The sequence below is a fragment of the Pseudoxanthomonas winnipegensis genome (assembly GCF_004283755.1).
Taxonomy (GTDB): Bacteria; Pseudomonadota; Gammaproteobacteria; order Xanthomonadales; family Xanthomonadaceae; genus Pseudoxanthomonas_A; species Pseudoxanthomonas_A winnipegensis.
This window is the reverse complement of the sequence record NZ_SHMH01000015.1, coordinates 1-13,215: the sequence shown is the minus strand read 5'-3', so window position 1 is coordinate 13,215 and position 13,215 is coordinate 1. Positions and strand designations below refer to the sequence as shown.

At 67.5% G+C, this 13,215-nt stretch carries 21 protein-coding genes; all 21 read left to right on the top strand.

What is annotated here, in order from left to right:
* Positions 1-8 precede the first annotated feature (8 nt).
* Positions 9-1,349 carry a TraB/TrbI/VirB10 family type IV secretion system protein gene (locus EAT51_RS19835; protein WP_130561944.1) on the top strand — a complete coding sequence of 447 codons (1,341 nt, stop codon included), beginning with the start codon at positions 9-11 and terminating at the stop codon, positions 1,347-1,349.
* Positions 1,350-1,371: 22 nt separating this feature from the next.
* The gene (locus EAT51_RS20700; RefSeq protein WP_228258004.1) at positions 1,372-1,731 is read left to right on the top strand and encodes a hypothetical protein; all 360 of its coding nucleotides are present in this window, start codon (positions 1,372-1,374) and stop codon (positions 1,729-1,731) included.
* 10 nt (positions 1,732-1,741) lie between these two features.
* Entirely contained in the window at positions 1,742-1,981 is a 240-nt protein-coding gene (locus EAT51_RS19825) for a hypothetical protein (RefSeq protein WP_130561943.1), read from the top strand.
* A 74-nt stretch (positions 1,982-2,055) separates the two neighbouring features.
* Positions 2,056-2,310, top strand: a complete 255-nt coding sequence (locus EAT51_RS19820; RefSeq protein ID WP_130561942.1) for a hypothetical protein — start codon at positions 2,056-2,058, stop codon at positions 2,308-2,310.
* Positions 2,311-2,314: 4 nt separating this feature from the next.
* Positions 2,315-4,495: a DNA topoisomerase III gene (gene topB, locus EAT51_RS19815; protein ID WP_130561941.1), complete on the top strand. Its 2,181-nt coding sequence runs from the start codon at positions 2,315-2,317 to the stop codon at positions 4,493-4,495.
* Entirely contained in the window at positions 4,492-4,884 is a 393-nt protein-coding gene (locus EAT51_RS19810) for a hypothetical protein (protein WP_130561940.1), read from the top strand. The genes topB and EAT51_RS19810 overlap by 4 nt, the downstream gene beginning before the upstream one ends.
* Positions 4,881-5,114 (top strand): hypothetical protein, encoded by a 234-nt coding sequence (locus EAT51_RS19805; protein WP_130561939.1) that lies wholly within the window; start codon positions 4,881-4,883, stop codon positions 5,112-5,114. Before EAT51_RS19810 ends, EAT51_RS19805 begins: the two co-directional genes overlap by 4 nt.
* A 796-nt stretch (positions 5,115-5,910) precedes the next feature.
* Positions 5,911-6,360 carry a hypothetical protein gene (locus EAT51_RS19800; protein WP_130561960.1) on the top strand — a complete coding sequence of 150 codons (450 nt, stop codon included), beginning with the start codon at positions 5,911-5,913 and terminating at the stop codon, positions 6,358-6,360.
* A gap of 588 nt (positions 6,361-6,948) precedes the next feature.
* Positions 6,949-7,221 carry a hypothetical protein gene (locus tag EAT51_RS19795; protein WP_130561938.1) on the top strand — a complete coding sequence of 91 codons (273 nt, stop codon included), beginning with the start codon at positions 6,949-6,951 and terminating at the stop codon, positions 7,219-7,221.
* Between the two features lie 1,018 nt (positions 7,222-8,239).
* Positions 8,240-8,530, top strand: a complete 291-nt coding sequence (locus EAT51_RS19790; RefSeq protein ID WP_130561937.1) for a hypothetical protein — start codon at positions 8,240-8,242, stop codon at positions 8,528-8,530.
* On the top strand, positions 8,530-8,898 hold the full coding sequence (locus EAT51_RS19785) for a hypothetical protein (RefSeq protein ID WP_130561936.1): 369 nt from the start codon (positions 8,530-8,532) through the stop codon (positions 8,896-8,898). The genes EAT51_RS19790 and EAT51_RS19785 overlap by 1 nt, the downstream gene beginning before the upstream one ends.
* A gap of 56 nt (positions 8,899-8,954) precedes the next feature.
* Positions 8,955-9,311, top strand: coding sequence for a hypothetical protein (locus EAT51_RS19780; RefSeq protein WP_130561935.1), 357 nt, complete (start codon positions 8,955-8,957; stop codon positions 9,309-9,311).
* 38 nt (positions 9,312-9,349) lie between these two features.
* Positions 9,350-9,655 carry a hypothetical protein gene (locus tag EAT51_RS19775; RefSeq protein ID WP_130561934.1) on the top strand — a complete coding sequence of 102 codons (306 nt, stop codon included), beginning with the start codon at positions 9,350-9,352 and terminating at the stop codon, positions 9,653-9,655.
* A gap of 4 nt (positions 9,656-9,659) precedes the next feature.
* Complete coding sequence (locus EAT51_RS19770) at positions 9,660-10,058, top strand: DUF6573 family protein (RefSeq protein WP_130561933.1); 399 nt, start codon at positions 9,660-9,662, stop codon at positions 10,056-10,058.
* 68 nt (positions 10,059-10,126) lie between these two features.
* On the top strand, positions 10,127-10,288 hold the full coding sequence (locus EAT51_RS20370) for a hypothetical protein (protein WP_165422728.1): 162 nt from the start codon (positions 10,127-10,129) through the stop codon (positions 10,286-10,288).
* Complete coding sequence (locus tag EAT51_RS19765; protein ID WP_130561932.1) at positions 10,285-10,518, top strand: hypothetical protein; 234 nt, start codon at positions 10,285-10,287, stop codon at positions 10,516-10,518. The genes EAT51_RS20370 and EAT51_RS19765 overlap by 4 nt, the downstream gene beginning before the upstream one ends.
* 13 nt (positions 10,519-10,531) lie before the next feature.
* Positions 10,532-11,128, top strand: a complete 597-nt coding sequence (locus EAT51_RS19760) for a hypothetical protein (protein WP_130561931.1) — start codon at positions 10,532-10,534, stop codon at positions 11,126-11,128.
* A 78-nt stretch (positions 11,129-11,206) separates the two neighbouring features.
* Positions 11,207-11,836, top strand: a complete 630-nt coding sequence (locus tag EAT51_RS19755; RefSeq protein ID WP_130561930.1) for a hypothetical protein — start codon at positions 11,207-11,209, stop codon at positions 11,834-11,836.
* 15 nt (positions 11,837-11,851) lie between these two features.
* Positions 11,852-12,058, top strand: coding sequence for a hypothetical protein (locus EAT51_RS19750; protein ID WP_130561929.1), 207 nt, complete (start codon positions 11,852-11,854; stop codon positions 12,056-12,058).
* Positions 12,055-12,252, top strand: a complete 198-nt coding sequence (locus EAT51_RS19745) for a hypothetical protein (RefSeq protein WP_130561928.1) — start codon at positions 12,055-12,057, stop codon at positions 12,250-12,252. Before EAT51_RS19750 ends, EAT51_RS19745 begins: the two co-directional genes overlap by 4 nt.
* Positions 12,253-12,270: 18 nt before the next feature.
* Positions 12,271-12,630, top strand: a complete 360-nt coding sequence (locus tag EAT51_RS19740; protein WP_130561927.1) for a hypothetical protein — start codon at positions 12,271-12,273, stop codon at positions 12,628-12,630.
* The last annotated feature ends 585 nt before the right edge of the window (positions 12,631-13,215 follow it).

Sequence of the window (13,215 nt, the reverse complement as noted above, 5' to 3'; positions counted from 1 at the left end):
GGTGCAGCATGCAGACCACGAATGAAATCCCGGCCGACGACGACCGCGACCCGGTGACCGGCGAAGCCACCGGCGGCTACACGCCGCCGGAAGATGCGCCGATCCCGCTGGCCACGCCCAAGCCCAAGATCAAGACCCTGGACAAGAAGAAGGTCGGCATCCTCGCCGGCGTCGCCGGCGTGTTGATCGCCTTCCTGTTCGTCCAGGCCTTCACGACCAAGCCCAAGCAGAACGCCAAGGAGGAAGAAGCGCCATCCGGCGGCATGTCTGCCAAGCCGGAGGCCTACAACGCCCTGCCTGGCGACTACGCCACGGCCGCGCAACAGCGGGCCGCGCGTGCGCCGAAGCTGGGCGACCCGATGCCGGGTGAAATCGGCCAGATGCAATACGATTCCCAGCAGCGGGCCGCAACGCAGGCCTACGGCGGCGGCACGCAGCGGCAGACGGCCGCCGAGCAGTTCGCCGCCCAGCAGGAGCTGGAACGGCTGCAACGGGCCGCCAATGCCCGCTACGCCAAGACCAGTTTCCAGCAAAGCGCCGGGCTGGGTGGCGCGACCAATGCCGCCCAGCAGGCCTTCGGCGGCCTGCCGCCGACATCGCCGGACGCCTTGCAGCAGCAAATGCTCGCCGCCCAAGCCGCGGCGGCGGCGGCCGCCGCCGGAGGCGGTAACAAGACCGCCCGCGACGATGCCAACCGACAGGACGACAAGCGCGACTTCACCAACGAGCGCCGGGATACCGGCACGCTGCAAAGTCCGCTCACGCCGCCGGCGACACCGACCGTCGTAAGCGCCGGCACGCTCATCCCTGCCCTGTTCCTGACCGGCATCAATAGCGACTTGCCGGGCCAGATCACGGCGCAGGTGTCCCAGCCGGTCTATGACACGCCCACCGGCCGCCACGTCATCATCCCCCAGGGCGCGGTGCTGATCGGCTCCTACGATTCGCGGGTGACGTTCGGCCAGAACCGCGTCCTGCTGGTGTGGCAGCGGCTGCGCTTCCCCAACGGTTCCAGCCTCGACCTGGAAGCCATGCCGGGCGTTGACCTGTCTGGATACGCCGGAGTACGGGACAAGGTGAACAACCATTGGGGCAAAGTAATCGCCAGCGTTGTCCTGTCCAGCTCCGTGGCGGCCGCCGTCGCCGTCGCCGAGGGCGACAGCTATTCGGCCTTTGAGCGGGACGCGGGCCAGGCCGCCGCCCAAGGTGCGGCGCAGCAGATCAACCAAGCCGGTTCCCAACTCGTTCAGCGCAGCATCAACATCCAGCCGACCTTGGAAATCCGGCCCGGCCAGCGGGTCGCCGTCATGGTGAACAAAGACTTGGCCCTCTCCCCGTATGTCCCGTGAAGCCAGTGACCGAAACAGTGCAATGTCGTTACACTCCGAAGGCTTTACCAACCAGCCAACGGAGCCAAAAGCTATGCCTGCAAAAGCCACTCGCCGTCAAGTCGTTGCGAGCGTGGCACCTAAGCAGATGAAAGCGATTGACCGCGATGCGCAGCGTGCCGGGCTAAGCCGGCGCATGTTCATGCAACAACTCACGGAGGAATTTCTGCATAGACCCACCGAGTTAGTCGCCGGCGGTATTTACCGCAAGCCCGACCGAGAACGACTGCGCTTTCATCTGTCCACCCCGCTGCACAACGCCGTCAGCAAGTACGCGAAGAAGGAAGGCGTCACCATCAGCGTGGTCATCACTACCGCCGTCAACAACCATTACCCGATCTAGGAGCAACAACATGGCCCGCAAGCCGTCGGCGCTGCCGAAAATCCCCGTCAAGACCGAACGTGTCACCAAGCGCCTGCAATTCGACCCACTGCTGGTGCGGCGGGTCGAAGCGTTCTGCGACTTCTACGCGCAGGCCGCAGGTGCCAAGCCCGACTGGAACGACGCCGCCGTGGCACTGATCGAGCACGCGCTCGACGGCAACCGCGACTTCGCTGCGTTCTTTGCCGAGCGCAACAAGCCCGGCGCGTGACCACGCCGGGCCGTCCCGTTTTCGTGCGACCGCGCCCAGGGCGCGGCGCACGAAACAACCGCCGGAGCAATCGCATGAGCACGAACGAGAAAAGCATCGCCTTCCGCATCGGCGAACTGCTGTATGCAATGTCGCAGTGGTCGCGGCCTGCCCGCGCCAGCATCGTGATCGTCGGCATGCTGGCCGCCATCGCGCTTTTCTGGCTTGGCCATCCCTTCCTGGCCATCGTCTCCGGGTTCGTCGCACTCGGCCTGTTCTGGCTGCTGATGTCGCCACCCGTGCAGGTGGCCGACGCCGGCGATGAAGCGGCCAACGACGCGGAGCACTGAACCCATGCGCCTATGGATATGTGAGAAGCGCGACCAGGCGCAGCACATCGCCCCGCTGCTGGGCAATCCCAAGCCAGGCCACGGCTACATCGACACCGACGACGGCCGCGTCGCCTGGGCGCGTGGCCACCTGCTGGAACAGGTCGGCCCGGCCGCCTACGCGAAAGCCTGGGAGGCGTGGAGCTTCGACGTGCTCCCGATGATTCCCGACCAATGGAAGCACCAGCCGAACCCCGAGAAGGAGCGCGAGCTGGGCGTCCTGCTGGCCAACATCCCCAAGGCGTCGGAAATCATCATCGCCACGGACTGCGGGGCCGAAGGTGAAGCCATCGCCCGCGAGCTGCTCGACCACGCCGGCTATCGCGGCCCGGTTCGCCGGCTTTGGTACTCCGCCCTCGATGCCGCCAGCCTGACCAAGGCCATTGCCGCGCTGCGCCCCGGCGAGAGTAGCGAACCGTTGTATTGGGCGAGCCAGGCCCGCGCACGCGCCGACTGGCTCATGGGCATGAACCTGACCCGCGCCTACACGCTTCGCTCCCGCGCCGCCGGCGGCAAAGGCCCGCGCCACATCGGCCGCGTGATGACGCCCACGCTTGCCCTTGTGGTGCGCCGTGATGCGGAAATCGAAGCGTTCCGCGAGGCCACCTACTACGAAATCGAAATCACCGCCGAAACCGCGCTGGGCGCGAGCGTGACGCTCACGCACGCGCCGGCGGACGAGAGCCGAATCTTCAACCGCGCCGACGCCGAAGCCATTGTTGCGGCCGTCACCGGAGCCAGTGGCCCCATCGCCGTCACGCACCAGGACAAAGCGCAGAAACCGCCATCCCTGATGACGCTTTCCCGCTTCCAGAAGCTGGCATCCCGTCGGTTCGGATGGAGCGCCGACAAGACGCTGGAAATCGCGCAAAGCCTGTACGACAAGGAGCTGACCACCTACCCGCGCACGCCCTGCGCGTTGCTTCCCAACGAGCAGGAGGCGGAAATCCCGCGCGTGCTGTCCGCCTTGGGCCAGGTGCCGGGCCTTGCCCGCCACGTCGCCGAGCTGACCGTCAACAAGCCGACGATCCGGCCGACGGTGTTCAACTCCGCAAAGATGGAGGAAAAGCGAGAGGAGCACCACGCGATCATCCCGACCGGCGAACCGCTGGCCGGCCGTGAGGTAAGCGACGACGAGCAAGCCGCTTACCTGCTGATCGCACAGCACTACCTCGCCGCGCTGCTGCCGGACTACACCTTTCACGAAACCCGGATGACGCTCGACGCCGGCGGCGTGTCCTTCACCACCAGCGGTCGCGTGCCCGTCGGGCAGGGCTGGAAGGCCGTCTTTGGCGCTGACCCCGACGCCGACGACGACGAGGCGCAAGCCACTTCCACCCTGCCCGACATCGCCGACGGCACACGCGCGAATGTCGCCGCGGCCGCTTTGCGGCCGAAGAAAACCCGGCCGCCCAAGCGATACACCGAGGGCGACCTCATCGGCGACATGCTCGATGTCGGCAAGTTCGCCACCAACCCCGAAGTGCGCAAGCGGTTGAAGGAGAACGCGGGCATCGGCACCGAAGCCACGCGCGGCAGCATCATCAAGAACCTGCGCGAACGCGGCTACCTGGAACCGCAGGGCAAGTTCATCGTGAGCACGCCGCTGGCCCGCGAGCTGATCGGCATGTTGCCCGCTCCGCTCACCGATGCTGCGACGACGGCGTTGTGGGAGGAAAAGCTGGACGAACTTCGCCGCGGCACCGTTCCGGTGTCCGCCCGCGACGAATTCGTTTCCAAGATCGCCGCCAACGTCGCCCGCATCATCGAATCGGTGCGTGGCGACGCCGCCAAGGCGGCCGCCAACCGCACCCCAAGCGAGGGCCAGGTGCGCTATGCACGGGCGATTGCCGTTGCGTTGGGCGTCCCGCTGCCGGCGGACGTGGAAACGTCCCACGCCGCCGTGCAGGCGTTCCTCGACGCCCACAGCGACGCCTACGGCAATCTCCCGCCAAGCGAGAAGCAGCTCGCCTTCGCGGAAAAGCTCGCCGGCGAGAAGGGCGTCGCGCTGACCGACGAACAGCGCAGCTCGCGGGCCGCGCTGGGCGCGTTCCTCGACCTGCACGCCCCCAAGGACAAGGCCGCCAAGCCGGCGACGAAGAAACCCGCCGCCAAGACGGCCAAGAAGCGAAAGGCGAAAGCATGAGCATCGACTACACCGACGAGCTGGCCGCGCTGGTGCTGTTCACCGGCAACACCGCGCTGGCGATACGCCAATACAGCGCCTACCGGGCCGATGCGAACCTCGCCAGCCGAACGGCTGCGCTCGATGTCATGTGGTTGTCAGACATCCTGCACAACTTCGACGCTATCGGCCGGAGCGTGTTGCAGGCCGACCATGAACACGTCGCGTTCATGGCCGGCCTGCTGGCCCAGCAGTTCCAGGATCATTTGCACACCGATCCAAACGACCCGGAATCGCCAGCGGCCGCGTTCGCGCGTAACGCCCGCAACGTCGATCTGCGCAGCGCCATCACGACGTTGACCCAGCTCCAGGCAAAGGCGGCGGCCGCTGCCGAGGAAGCGGCCGTTTGAAGCTGCTGCGCCACCCCGTGCTCGCCCTGGTCAAGGGCATGATCGCCGCCGGCGGCTGCTGGCTCGCACCGCTCCCCATTGCCTACCCGATGATCGCCACCGGGCAATGGTCGGCGTGGCGGGTGGTGCTGGTGATCGCTTTCGCCGTTCTCGGCCCGCTGGTCGGCCGCGTCATCGCACGCTCGACGCTGGCCAACTGGCGCAACCGCGCCGTGCCGGCGTCGCCCTGACGCCGGGCCAGGTTGGCGCACCGGGAAGGCGGCCACGGGCCGCCTTTTTTCTGCCCGGCGGATCCGCTGCGCGGATTCTGCCGGGCAGCCGGTCGCGCCTCGATGTCGCCGGCGACGAGCACGGGCCGGCGGCCGGCGGCCGCACACCGGCCCGCAGCGGCCGCAGGCGGGCCGTGCAGCCCTTGCGGCCTGCCCTTGCCCGCCCCAGGCACGCCACGGGGCGCTGGCGCGCTCCTACGCGGCGCAGGGCATGGGCCGGCGCGTCCCCCAGGGCCGCTACCCCGCCCCACCCGAGCACGCCGGCGCAGATCCGCATGCGCGGATTCGCGCCGACGCCCGGAGCATGCCGGCCTGGTCGCCGAAGCGACCTACCGGGCCGGCCCCGAGCACGTCGGCCACCGGCGCGGCCGGGCGCGTGGCCTGGTGGCCACGTCAACCGCCCGGACAGCCCCGCGCCGGCGTCCACCGCACGACCTGGTGCGCGAGCTGGCCAGCGCAAAGCGCCCCCGGCGGCCCTGCCGGGCCACCGCGGGCAGAAGCCAGAGCAGCGGCCGGGATCGCCGCTGCGCGTCGATCGCGCCCGCCCAGGAGCACGCCGGCGCAGATCCGCGTGCGCGGATTCGCGCCGGCGAAATGCGATGAAAGGCAAAGTCCCGGCTTTCCGAGCCGGATCGCGGGCAGCGTGCCGACTGCGCGGAATTGGCGGTTATGTTCGGATTCCCCTTCATCCCGGTAGGGCTTGCAGCCCGACCTTCGCATGTTCGACAATCAAACTTGTATGTTTGATGGGTCGATCATGACAACCGCCATTTCCGTTACCACCCTCGCCGCCTTGGCGGCCGCGGGCGCTTTGCGTGCCGTGCAACTGGTCGGCCAGCGAGGCGGCTATGCCGTGATGGTGCGCGTAGGCCAGACCGAAAATCAATTGCATGGCCAGCGAGGCGAACCCCGCTTGTTCGCGTCGCTCGATACTGCCGCCGCTCAACTGCTGGCCTTGGGCGTGTCGTCGTTTGAGGTGTTGCCGGTGAATTACGTCCGCGATCCGAAACCGTACCGACGGGGCCGGCCCGATGCGATCAAGACGCTGGCAAAGCTCAAGCGTGAATCGAAGTCGGGGTCGCAGAAGAAGCCGAGCAGGCCTAAGCAGAAGAACATCCAGCCTAGTGATCGTGCGCAACTGAAATTGCCGGGATTGCCTCGATTGAGAAAGTCCAAGTCTCCCGAGCAAACCCATTCGCGGGCGTGACCGCAAGCGGTCATCGGCTTGGGGTGCTGCGCACCGATGCCGCGTCCCGCGTCATCGCCAGTCGGCCCTAATCCTCGCCCCTGCGCGCTCCGCTTGCAGAAGCAAGAGCACGCGGGCAAATCAGCCGCCGAACACGCCGGCACTATCGGCCGAGCCAGCCGCCAACCCGGTGCATCGGGCAGGCGCAGGCCTCGCCCTTTCCTTTCGGCCCCTCACGATCAGCATCCCCATCGACACCGAGCCGGTGCAACGCGAGAAGCCGCGGGTCGGGAAGGCCACGCCGCAGCGGAAGTGTGCAATGCCGTTGCAAGGTGTATTCTGGCCACCACACGCGGTCGCGGCCAGCGCGGCGCGGCGGAGTTCGGGTCGCATGGCCATCAACTCCCCCGGATTGTTGGGCGCGTGTGCTGTAACCGTGGCACTGTCGGGCAGCTCGCTTTGCGCGGTAAAGGGGATTCCAGGGTGGCCCGTGTCCTCGCTGCGCTGCGGGCCGCGCCAGCCACCCCTCCACCCCTTGACCGCTCGCTTCACCACCCGATGGCGACCACGCGCACAAGCGCATACCCAACAACCGAAGGAGTTAAGACGATGGCCAAGAACGCTTCCAAATCCGCTGCTGCCCCCGCGCCGGCCGAACGCGACCGCTTCGACGTGGTGACCCCCCACGAATACACCAAGCGCGACGGCGAAACCGGCACCGAATGGTTCCGCTGCGGCGTGGCCTTCCCGACCCAAAGCGGCGGCTTCACGCTCAAGCTGCGCACCGTCCCGGTTGCGGTCGATGGGGAAATCACGCTGATCGTGAAGAAGCGCGAGCCGAGGGAAAAAGACCAGGGCGAGGACTGGAACCTGCCCGAGTAATACGCACCAGGTTGGCGGCTGGGGATTCTCGGCCGCCCGCTTCCGCCGCCGGGGATTCTCGGCGGCTTTTTTTTGCCCGCGCCAAGCAACGGCAACGGCAGGCGGCCGCTGGCCGCCGGCGGATTCCGCTGCGCGAAAAAAGCGGACGCCCCGCCCTGCACTGGCTTTTCGACCAGCGCCGCGATTACCAGCGTCGCCAAGGCCAATGTCCGGCATCCAGCACCCCGGCCTCGATGCGTGCTCATAGTGCGCTTCCTTAGCATCGACGCAGCGTTGTTGATCGCCAGCATGCACCGAACATCGCATGGCGCGGCCGCCGCACAAGGGTTCGCTACGCCGAATCCTCACCCGTTCGCACTCCCTGCGGTCGCTTGCGCTGCGGCTTCCGGGTTCGCCCTTGAACGTCGCCCTTGTCCGCCATGCGCCTTATCGGTGCGCGATCAACAACCCCGCGCCGAAAGGAACGCACTATGAAAAACCGCACGCATCAAGTCCTCAAAACGGTGCTGGAAAACCTGCCGGCCATCATCACGGCCCTGGCGACGCTGGTAACAGCCATCGCGGCGCTGGTCGAAAAACTCAACTAAGGAGGGACGGGGCGAAAGCCCCGTTTTTTTCGCTTCGCTGCATCCGCCAAGAGCAGCGGCCGGGATCGCCGCTGCGCGTCGATCGCGCCCGCCCAGGAGCACGCCGGCGCAGATCCGCGTGCGCGGATTCGCGCCGGCGCACGGCACGGCAGCTATCGCCGCCGCTGATCGCGTTCATTGCCACCCGTGGCGTGTCCAAGCCTCGCATCACCGTCCCCCTTCGCCCCCGCTGAAAGGTAGGCCGGGCGCGCAGTCGTTAAAGGGGCCGCTATCGCTTTCCGGGGCGGCCCGTGTCCTCGCTTCGCTGCGGGCCGCGCCAGCCGCCCCTCCACCCCTTGAACGCCAGCTTGTCCGCCCGGCCGACCTACGCGGGAAGCACGGCGAAGGACGACGGCGACGCGATGGACACCAACCACCACAGGAGGCATGCAATGAACCACGCAAATCACCAGCAACAGCAACATCAAGAGCCGGCTCAGAACTCGGGTTCTGCGATGGGGGGGAAGGAGCGCGAGCAGGCGTTTAACCTGATCTACCGCCACGAGCACCGGGATTTCAAGGGCAGACTGCCGGACGGAACGCGCACGTTGATGAGCTGGGCGCGGTATGGCGGCGGGCTGGTGTCGCTGGACACCATCACCGATGCAGAGCTGGCCGAGCGGTTGCCGTTCGCGCGTACTGCCGAAGCCAAGCGGCGCGGCCTGACGCTGGGGAACCGCTGATGTTTCCCTTGCACTTGGAAATGTGGGATGCCGAGCCGTCGCCGGCGCTGACCGGCCTGCTGGCCAAGGTCGCGCAGCGCGTGGAGGAACGGCCGGAGCTGATGGGCCGGAGCCTGACCGCGTACCGCCTGACTGCCGAGCTGGCCGCTGGCGGCGCTTACGGCAAGCCGGGCATGTTGTGGGATGCCACGCATGTCTGCATCGCTTTCCGCGAGGACGGCCGCATTTACAGCTTGGACGAAGCCAGCGGCCGCAGTTCCGGCGGGTGGATGGGTTCGTGCATCCCGGCGGGCCGCGTCGAGGCCTTCGCCCGCGACTGGCTGGAACAGACCGACCCGCAGCGCACCGAGCAAATCGCCCTGTTTTGATTTTTCGCCCGTGGTGTGCAATAACAATGCACACCACACCTGCCGCAGGAGGAACCATGAACATCCAAGAACGCCAACGCATCGAGAATCGCATCGCCAAGGCCGCCATTGCCGGCCTTCTGGCCGCCGGCTACTTCGTGAGCGTGTACGACGGGGAGGAAGTGGCCTTGCGCCGCTCCCGCGATGCCAAGGCCATCTTTTCCGCGATGGGCGCGACCGATGAGGAAACGCTGATCGCTTACCGCCCGCTCCCGACCACCGACGACGCCCCGCGCTGGGAGCGCGTCGGCTCGGTGTTGTTCGTGTACGGGAACGACGGCTGGGACGTGATCGCAGACCACGCCACCAGCCTGGAAAACGACTTGCAGGCCGCCAACGAGCTGGCCGACGAGCTGGAACGTCGGCACGGCTGATCGCCGACGCCATAGACCACCACAGGAGGAACCAAGCAATGCAACTCATCGACCGAATGGCCGCCAACGTCGAAACCCACTACTGCCCTGCCGACCGGCGCTATCGCGTTGTTCTCGATCCGGCCGAGGCCTGCCCGGACGATCCGGGCAATGGAACCGTTGCGATGGTGTACGGCCCGCGCGAGGCCTGCGCCACGTTCGGATGCGCCAGCGACACCGGCGAGCTGGACTGCGGCGAGCACGAGCTGCCGCCGGCCGTCGCCCGCTGGCTGGAAGAAATCACCGAGTACGTGGACGACTTCACCAATGCCGCCTTCGACGCGGCCCGCAGCAAAGGAGCCTAAGACCATGTTCACCGCCGCCGACCTCATCCATTCCCACACCCGCGCCGACATGCTCGCAGACGGCGACCTGGTGGACGTGTCCACCGTCGCCCGTGAAGCCGGGTTCAAGATTCCCGTGGCCGTTTCCCGCGCCGTGTGGGAGGACTGCATCGCGTGGAGCGATGCAGACACCCGACGCAAGGGCGTGCCGCAGGACGAATCCGGCCGCTTGTGGGACGTGGTGTACATGGCCCGCGTTTTCGCTGCGCGCAACGCGCAGGGCAACCGCGCCGCGTTTCCGGTGTACCGGGTGCCGCGCTCCGGTCGTGGCCAGCGGCCGCGCCTGGTCACCCTGTACCTGCACCTTGGCCACGACGATGACGGCGCGCCGGCCATGACCATCATGCAGCCCCGCGAGGACTGACCTTTTTTTGCCTTGTGGTGTGCAAGCTAATTGCACACCACGGCCCACCCCAGCAGAGGAAACCGAAGATGAGCCAGAGCACGAACCCGAAGCGCACCCGTCGTCCGACTGCCGAGGATCGACTGCGGCAGATCGTCCGCTTGGGCGCGAGCATCCGCGCCACCGCGTGGGAAGCCGCGCAAGCCCAGCTTGCCGCCATCCGCTACGAGCGCCGGCGAGGTGCCGCATGAACGCCGCCCACAACCTGCGCGAGCTGATCGCCGACCACCGACGCCACGAGCGCGCCTGCCGCGAGCACGCGGCCCGACTGCGCCGTGAGGCCCGGCTGCTGCGGGAGCTGCCCGCCGGCGGCGTGCGCAGCCTGCACCGGGCGCACGAGCTGGCGCGCAAAGCCATTGCCCTTGCCGAGCAGGCCGACCACGACCGCGCGGCCGCCGAGCTGCTGGCCACCACCCACTGACCTGGACACGACCATGAATTACCGTTCCCTACCCCATCCCGCCACGCTGACCCCGGAAGATCGCGCCCGCTGGCGCGACATCATCGCGGGGCCGCGCTATGCCCAGCAACCGCACGACCTGACCGACGGCTCGCGCTACTACGTCGCCGAGGAAGCAGGCCGTGTCATCGTGACCGAGTTCCACGGAAAGAGCCTGAAATTCGACCGCTTCGCGTTCCGCTCGCAGGCCGAAGCCGACCACGAAATCGCCCGCTTCACCCAGCGCCGCGAGCAAGTCGCCGCCGCCGGTGCCGAGCGTCGCGCGGCCGCCAAGCGGCCGCACACGCTCGCCGTCGGCGACATCCTGGTTTCCAGCTACGGTTACGAGCAGACGAACGTGGACTTCTACGAAGTCGTCGCCGTGCAGAACCGTACCGTGACCTTGCGCGAGCTGGCCCAGGAGCGCGAGGCAACCGGGCCGATGTCCGGCCATGCCGTCCCCCGCCCCGGCCACTACGTCGGCGAGCCGATCCGCAAGCGGGCCAACCCGCGCAACGGCGTGAAGCTGGCGGCGGGTGTGTACGCACACCCGTGGAATGGCAGTAAAGTTTATTGGTCTAACTACGCTTGACAGCTTGTTTTTTTGCTTGTTGTGTGCAATGATATTGCACGCGAATACATACCCAAAAACCCTTGAAGCGAGGAACACATGAGCACCGACGCCAAAGCCAAGAAGAGCCTCACCGTCCGCGAGCTGCAAGCTATCCTTGCCGACTGCGATCCGGAGGCGACCGTTAGCTTGTCCCTGCCCGGATTCATCGACGAAAGCGACAAGGGTATTGCCGATGACCCCGACGTTCTCGGCACCCAGTACGGCTACACGCCGGAAGTTTCGGCGGGCTTCCTCACCAGCAGGGAGAACCGCGACCAGTTTTTCGATGAGGCCAACAATTGGCGGCCCGGCGTGAAGCCCAACCATGTGACGATCCAGCTTGCCGAGGCTGACACGGAAAGGCTGATCGAATCGCGGAAGCTGGCCATCGAGAGAAGCGTCGAAGAAGAAGGCTTGGAGCCGGAACCCGTCATCGCCGACGCCAACACCGTCATCGTTGACGTGAAGCTCCCGCGTGATCTGCATACCACCATCCGCCGGTTGCTGCACTCCGTGAACGCATCGCACCAGGTCAAGGTCGAGCAGGCCTGCACACATGGCCTGCTGACCGTTGCCGGTGCGCTGGAAATGCTCGCCGAAGACCTGGGCATGGTCGAAACTCGGCCCGGTTCCTGGGAAGGATCGAACATGTCGCAAGTGCTGGCCTCGCACGGCTACAACTACTGATAAAGGAGCTACGCCGTGCCGCTCGCCATGCTTGTGCTGTTCATTCTGTTCCTCGCCGGCGGCCTGGTGTCGCTCGGCCGTGGCAGGATGGCCAGCGCCATGCTTTCGCTGTTCCTCGCCCTGGTGGTGTACCTCTACGGCGCATCGCTGCGCGACAGCCAGGACGCCGGCACCGAGCGCGCCAAAGCCCAAGCCACCCATTCCCAGGGACGGACACCGTGACCACCAACAGCTCGACCCCAATTGACGAGCTGGGCGGCCACTTGGCCGCCATCGCTGACCTGCTGCGAAACCCTGCGGTTCCCGCGCAGCTCGGCCAAGGCCTCACGCGCGAAATCCGCTACGCGCTGGCCAGCTTCCGCGCTCGCTACCCCGAGCAGATGCCCGGCGCGCAGCGGCCGCTCCCCATCGACTGATCGACAAGGGCAACGACCATGACCAACCGGCCGCAACTCGTCCATTCCACCAGCGACGGCATCAAGACGGACATCGACCCCGTGCCGTCATGGGTGCATGTGATTCCCCGGCAAGACGGCAAGCTGCCGACTACCGAAGATGGCCGCCGGTGGCAATGGCTGCGCCTGGACACCATCACCAAAATCTACGCGGAAGTCGCGCTAAGCGGCATCGACGTTGCCGACCACCAGTACCAAATCGTCGTGGTGGCCAGCGGCGAGCAATACCACCCCACTAAGCTGCTGCTGGACGGCAACGAAAGCGGCATGGCCGAGTTCAGGCTGATGGAGCTGGTGAACGCGGCTATGCGCAAGGTCGCCGTGCCGGCGTCGCCCTGACGCCGGGCCAGGTTGGCGCACCGGGAAGGCGGCCGCGGGCCGCCTTTTTTCTGCCCGGCGGATCCGCTGCGCGGATTCTGCCGGCCAGCCGGTCGCGCCTCGATGTCGCCGGCGACGAGCACGGGCCGGCGGCCTGCGGCCGCCGGCCCGCAGCGGCCGCAGGCACGCCACGGGGCGCTGGCGCGCTCCTACGCGGCGCAGGGCATGGGCCGGCGCGTCCCCCAGGGCCGCTACCCCGCCCCACCCGAGCACGCCGGCGCAGATCCGCATGCGCGGATTCGCGCCGACGCCCGGAGCATGCCGGCCTGGTCGCCGAAGCGACCTACCGGGCCGGCCCCGAGCACGTCGGCCACCGGCGCGGCCGGGCGCGTGGCCTGGTGGCCACGTCAACCGCCCGGACAGCCCCGCGCCGGCGTCCACCGCACGACCTGGTGCGCGAGCTGGCCAGCGCAAAGCGCCCCCGGCGGCCCTGCCGGGCCACCGCGGGCAGAAGCCAGAGCAGCGGCCGGGATCGCCGCTGCGCGTCGATCGCGCCCGCCCAGGAGCACGCCGGCGCAGATCCGCGTGCGCGGATTCGCGCCGGCG

What these genes read in the sequence shown, in the direction of transcription:
- EAT51_RS19835 (WP_130561944.1), top strand. Translation starts at nt 9, where the DNA reads ATGCAGACCACGAATGAAATCCCGGCCGACGACGACCGCGACCCGGTG.
- EAT51_RS20700 (WP_228258004.1), top strand. Translation starts at nt 1,372, where the DNA reads ATGTCGTTACACTCCGAAGGCTTTACCAACCAGCCAACGGAGCCAAAA.
- EAT51_RS19825 (WP_130561943.1), top strand. Translation starts at nt 1,742, where the DNA reads ATGGCCCGCAAGCCGTCGGCGCTGCCGAAAATCCCCGTCAAGACCGAA.
- EAT51_RS19820 (WP_130561942.1), top strand. Translation starts at nt 2,056, where the DNA reads ATGAGCACGAACGAGAAAAGCATCGCCTTCCGCATCGGCGAACTGCTG.
- topB (WP_130561941.1), top strand. Translation starts at nt 2,315, where the DNA reads ATGCGCCTATGGATATGTGAGAAGCGCGACCAGGCGCAGCACATCGCC.
- EAT51_RS19810 (WP_130561940.1), top strand. Translation starts at nt 4,492, where the DNA reads ATGAGCATCGACTACACCGACGAGCTGGCCGCGCTGGTGCTGTTCACC.
- EAT51_RS19800 (WP_130561960.1), top strand. Translation starts at nt 5,911, where the DNA reads ATGACAACCGCCATTTCCGTTACCACCCTCGCCGCCTTGGCGGCCGCG.
- EAT51_RS19795 (WP_130561938.1), top strand. Translation starts at nt 6,949, where the DNA reads ATGGCCAAGAACGCTTCCAAATCCGCTGCTGCCCCCGCGCCGGCCGAA.
- EAT51_RS19790 (WP_130561937.1), top strand. Translation starts at nt 8,240, where the DNA reads ATGAACCACGCAAATCACCAGCAACAGCAACATCAAGAGCCGGCTCAG.
- EAT51_RS19785 (WP_130561936.1), top strand. Translation starts at nt 8,530, where the DNA reads ATGTTTCCCTTGCACTTGGAAATGTGGGATGCCGAGCCGTCGCCGGCG.
- EAT51_RS19780 (WP_130561935.1), top strand. Translation starts at nt 8,955, where the DNA reads ATGAACATCCAAGAACGCCAACGCATCGAGAATCGCATCGCCAAGGCC.
- EAT51_RS19775 (WP_130561934.1), top strand. Translation starts at nt 9,350, where the DNA reads ATGCAACTCATCGACCGAATGGCCGCCAACGTCGAAACCCACTACTGC.
- EAT51_RS19770 (WP_130561933.1), top strand. Translation starts at nt 9,660, where the DNA reads ATGTTCACCGCCGCCGACCTCATCCATTCCCACACCCGCGCCGACATG.
- EAT51_RS20370 (WP_165422728.1), top strand. Translation starts at nt 10,127, where the DNA reads ATGAGCCAGAGCACGAACCCGAAGCGCACCCGTCGTCCGACTGCCGAG.
- EAT51_RS19765 (WP_130561932.1), top strand. Translation starts at nt 10,285, where the DNA reads ATGAACGCCGCCCACAACCTGCGCGAGCTGATCGCCGACCACCGACGC.
- EAT51_RS19760 (WP_130561931.1), top strand. Translation starts at nt 10,532, where the DNA reads ATGAATTACCGTTCCCTACCCCATCCCGCCACGCTGACCCCGGAAGAT.
- EAT51_RS19755 (WP_130561930.1), top strand. Translation starts at nt 11,207, where the DNA reads ATGAGCACCGACGCCAAAGCCAAGAAGAGCCTCACCGTCCGCGAGCTG.
- EAT51_RS19740 (WP_130561927.1), top strand. Translation starts at nt 12,271, where the DNA reads ATGACCAACCGGCCGCAACTCGTCCATTCCACCAGCGACGGCATCAAG.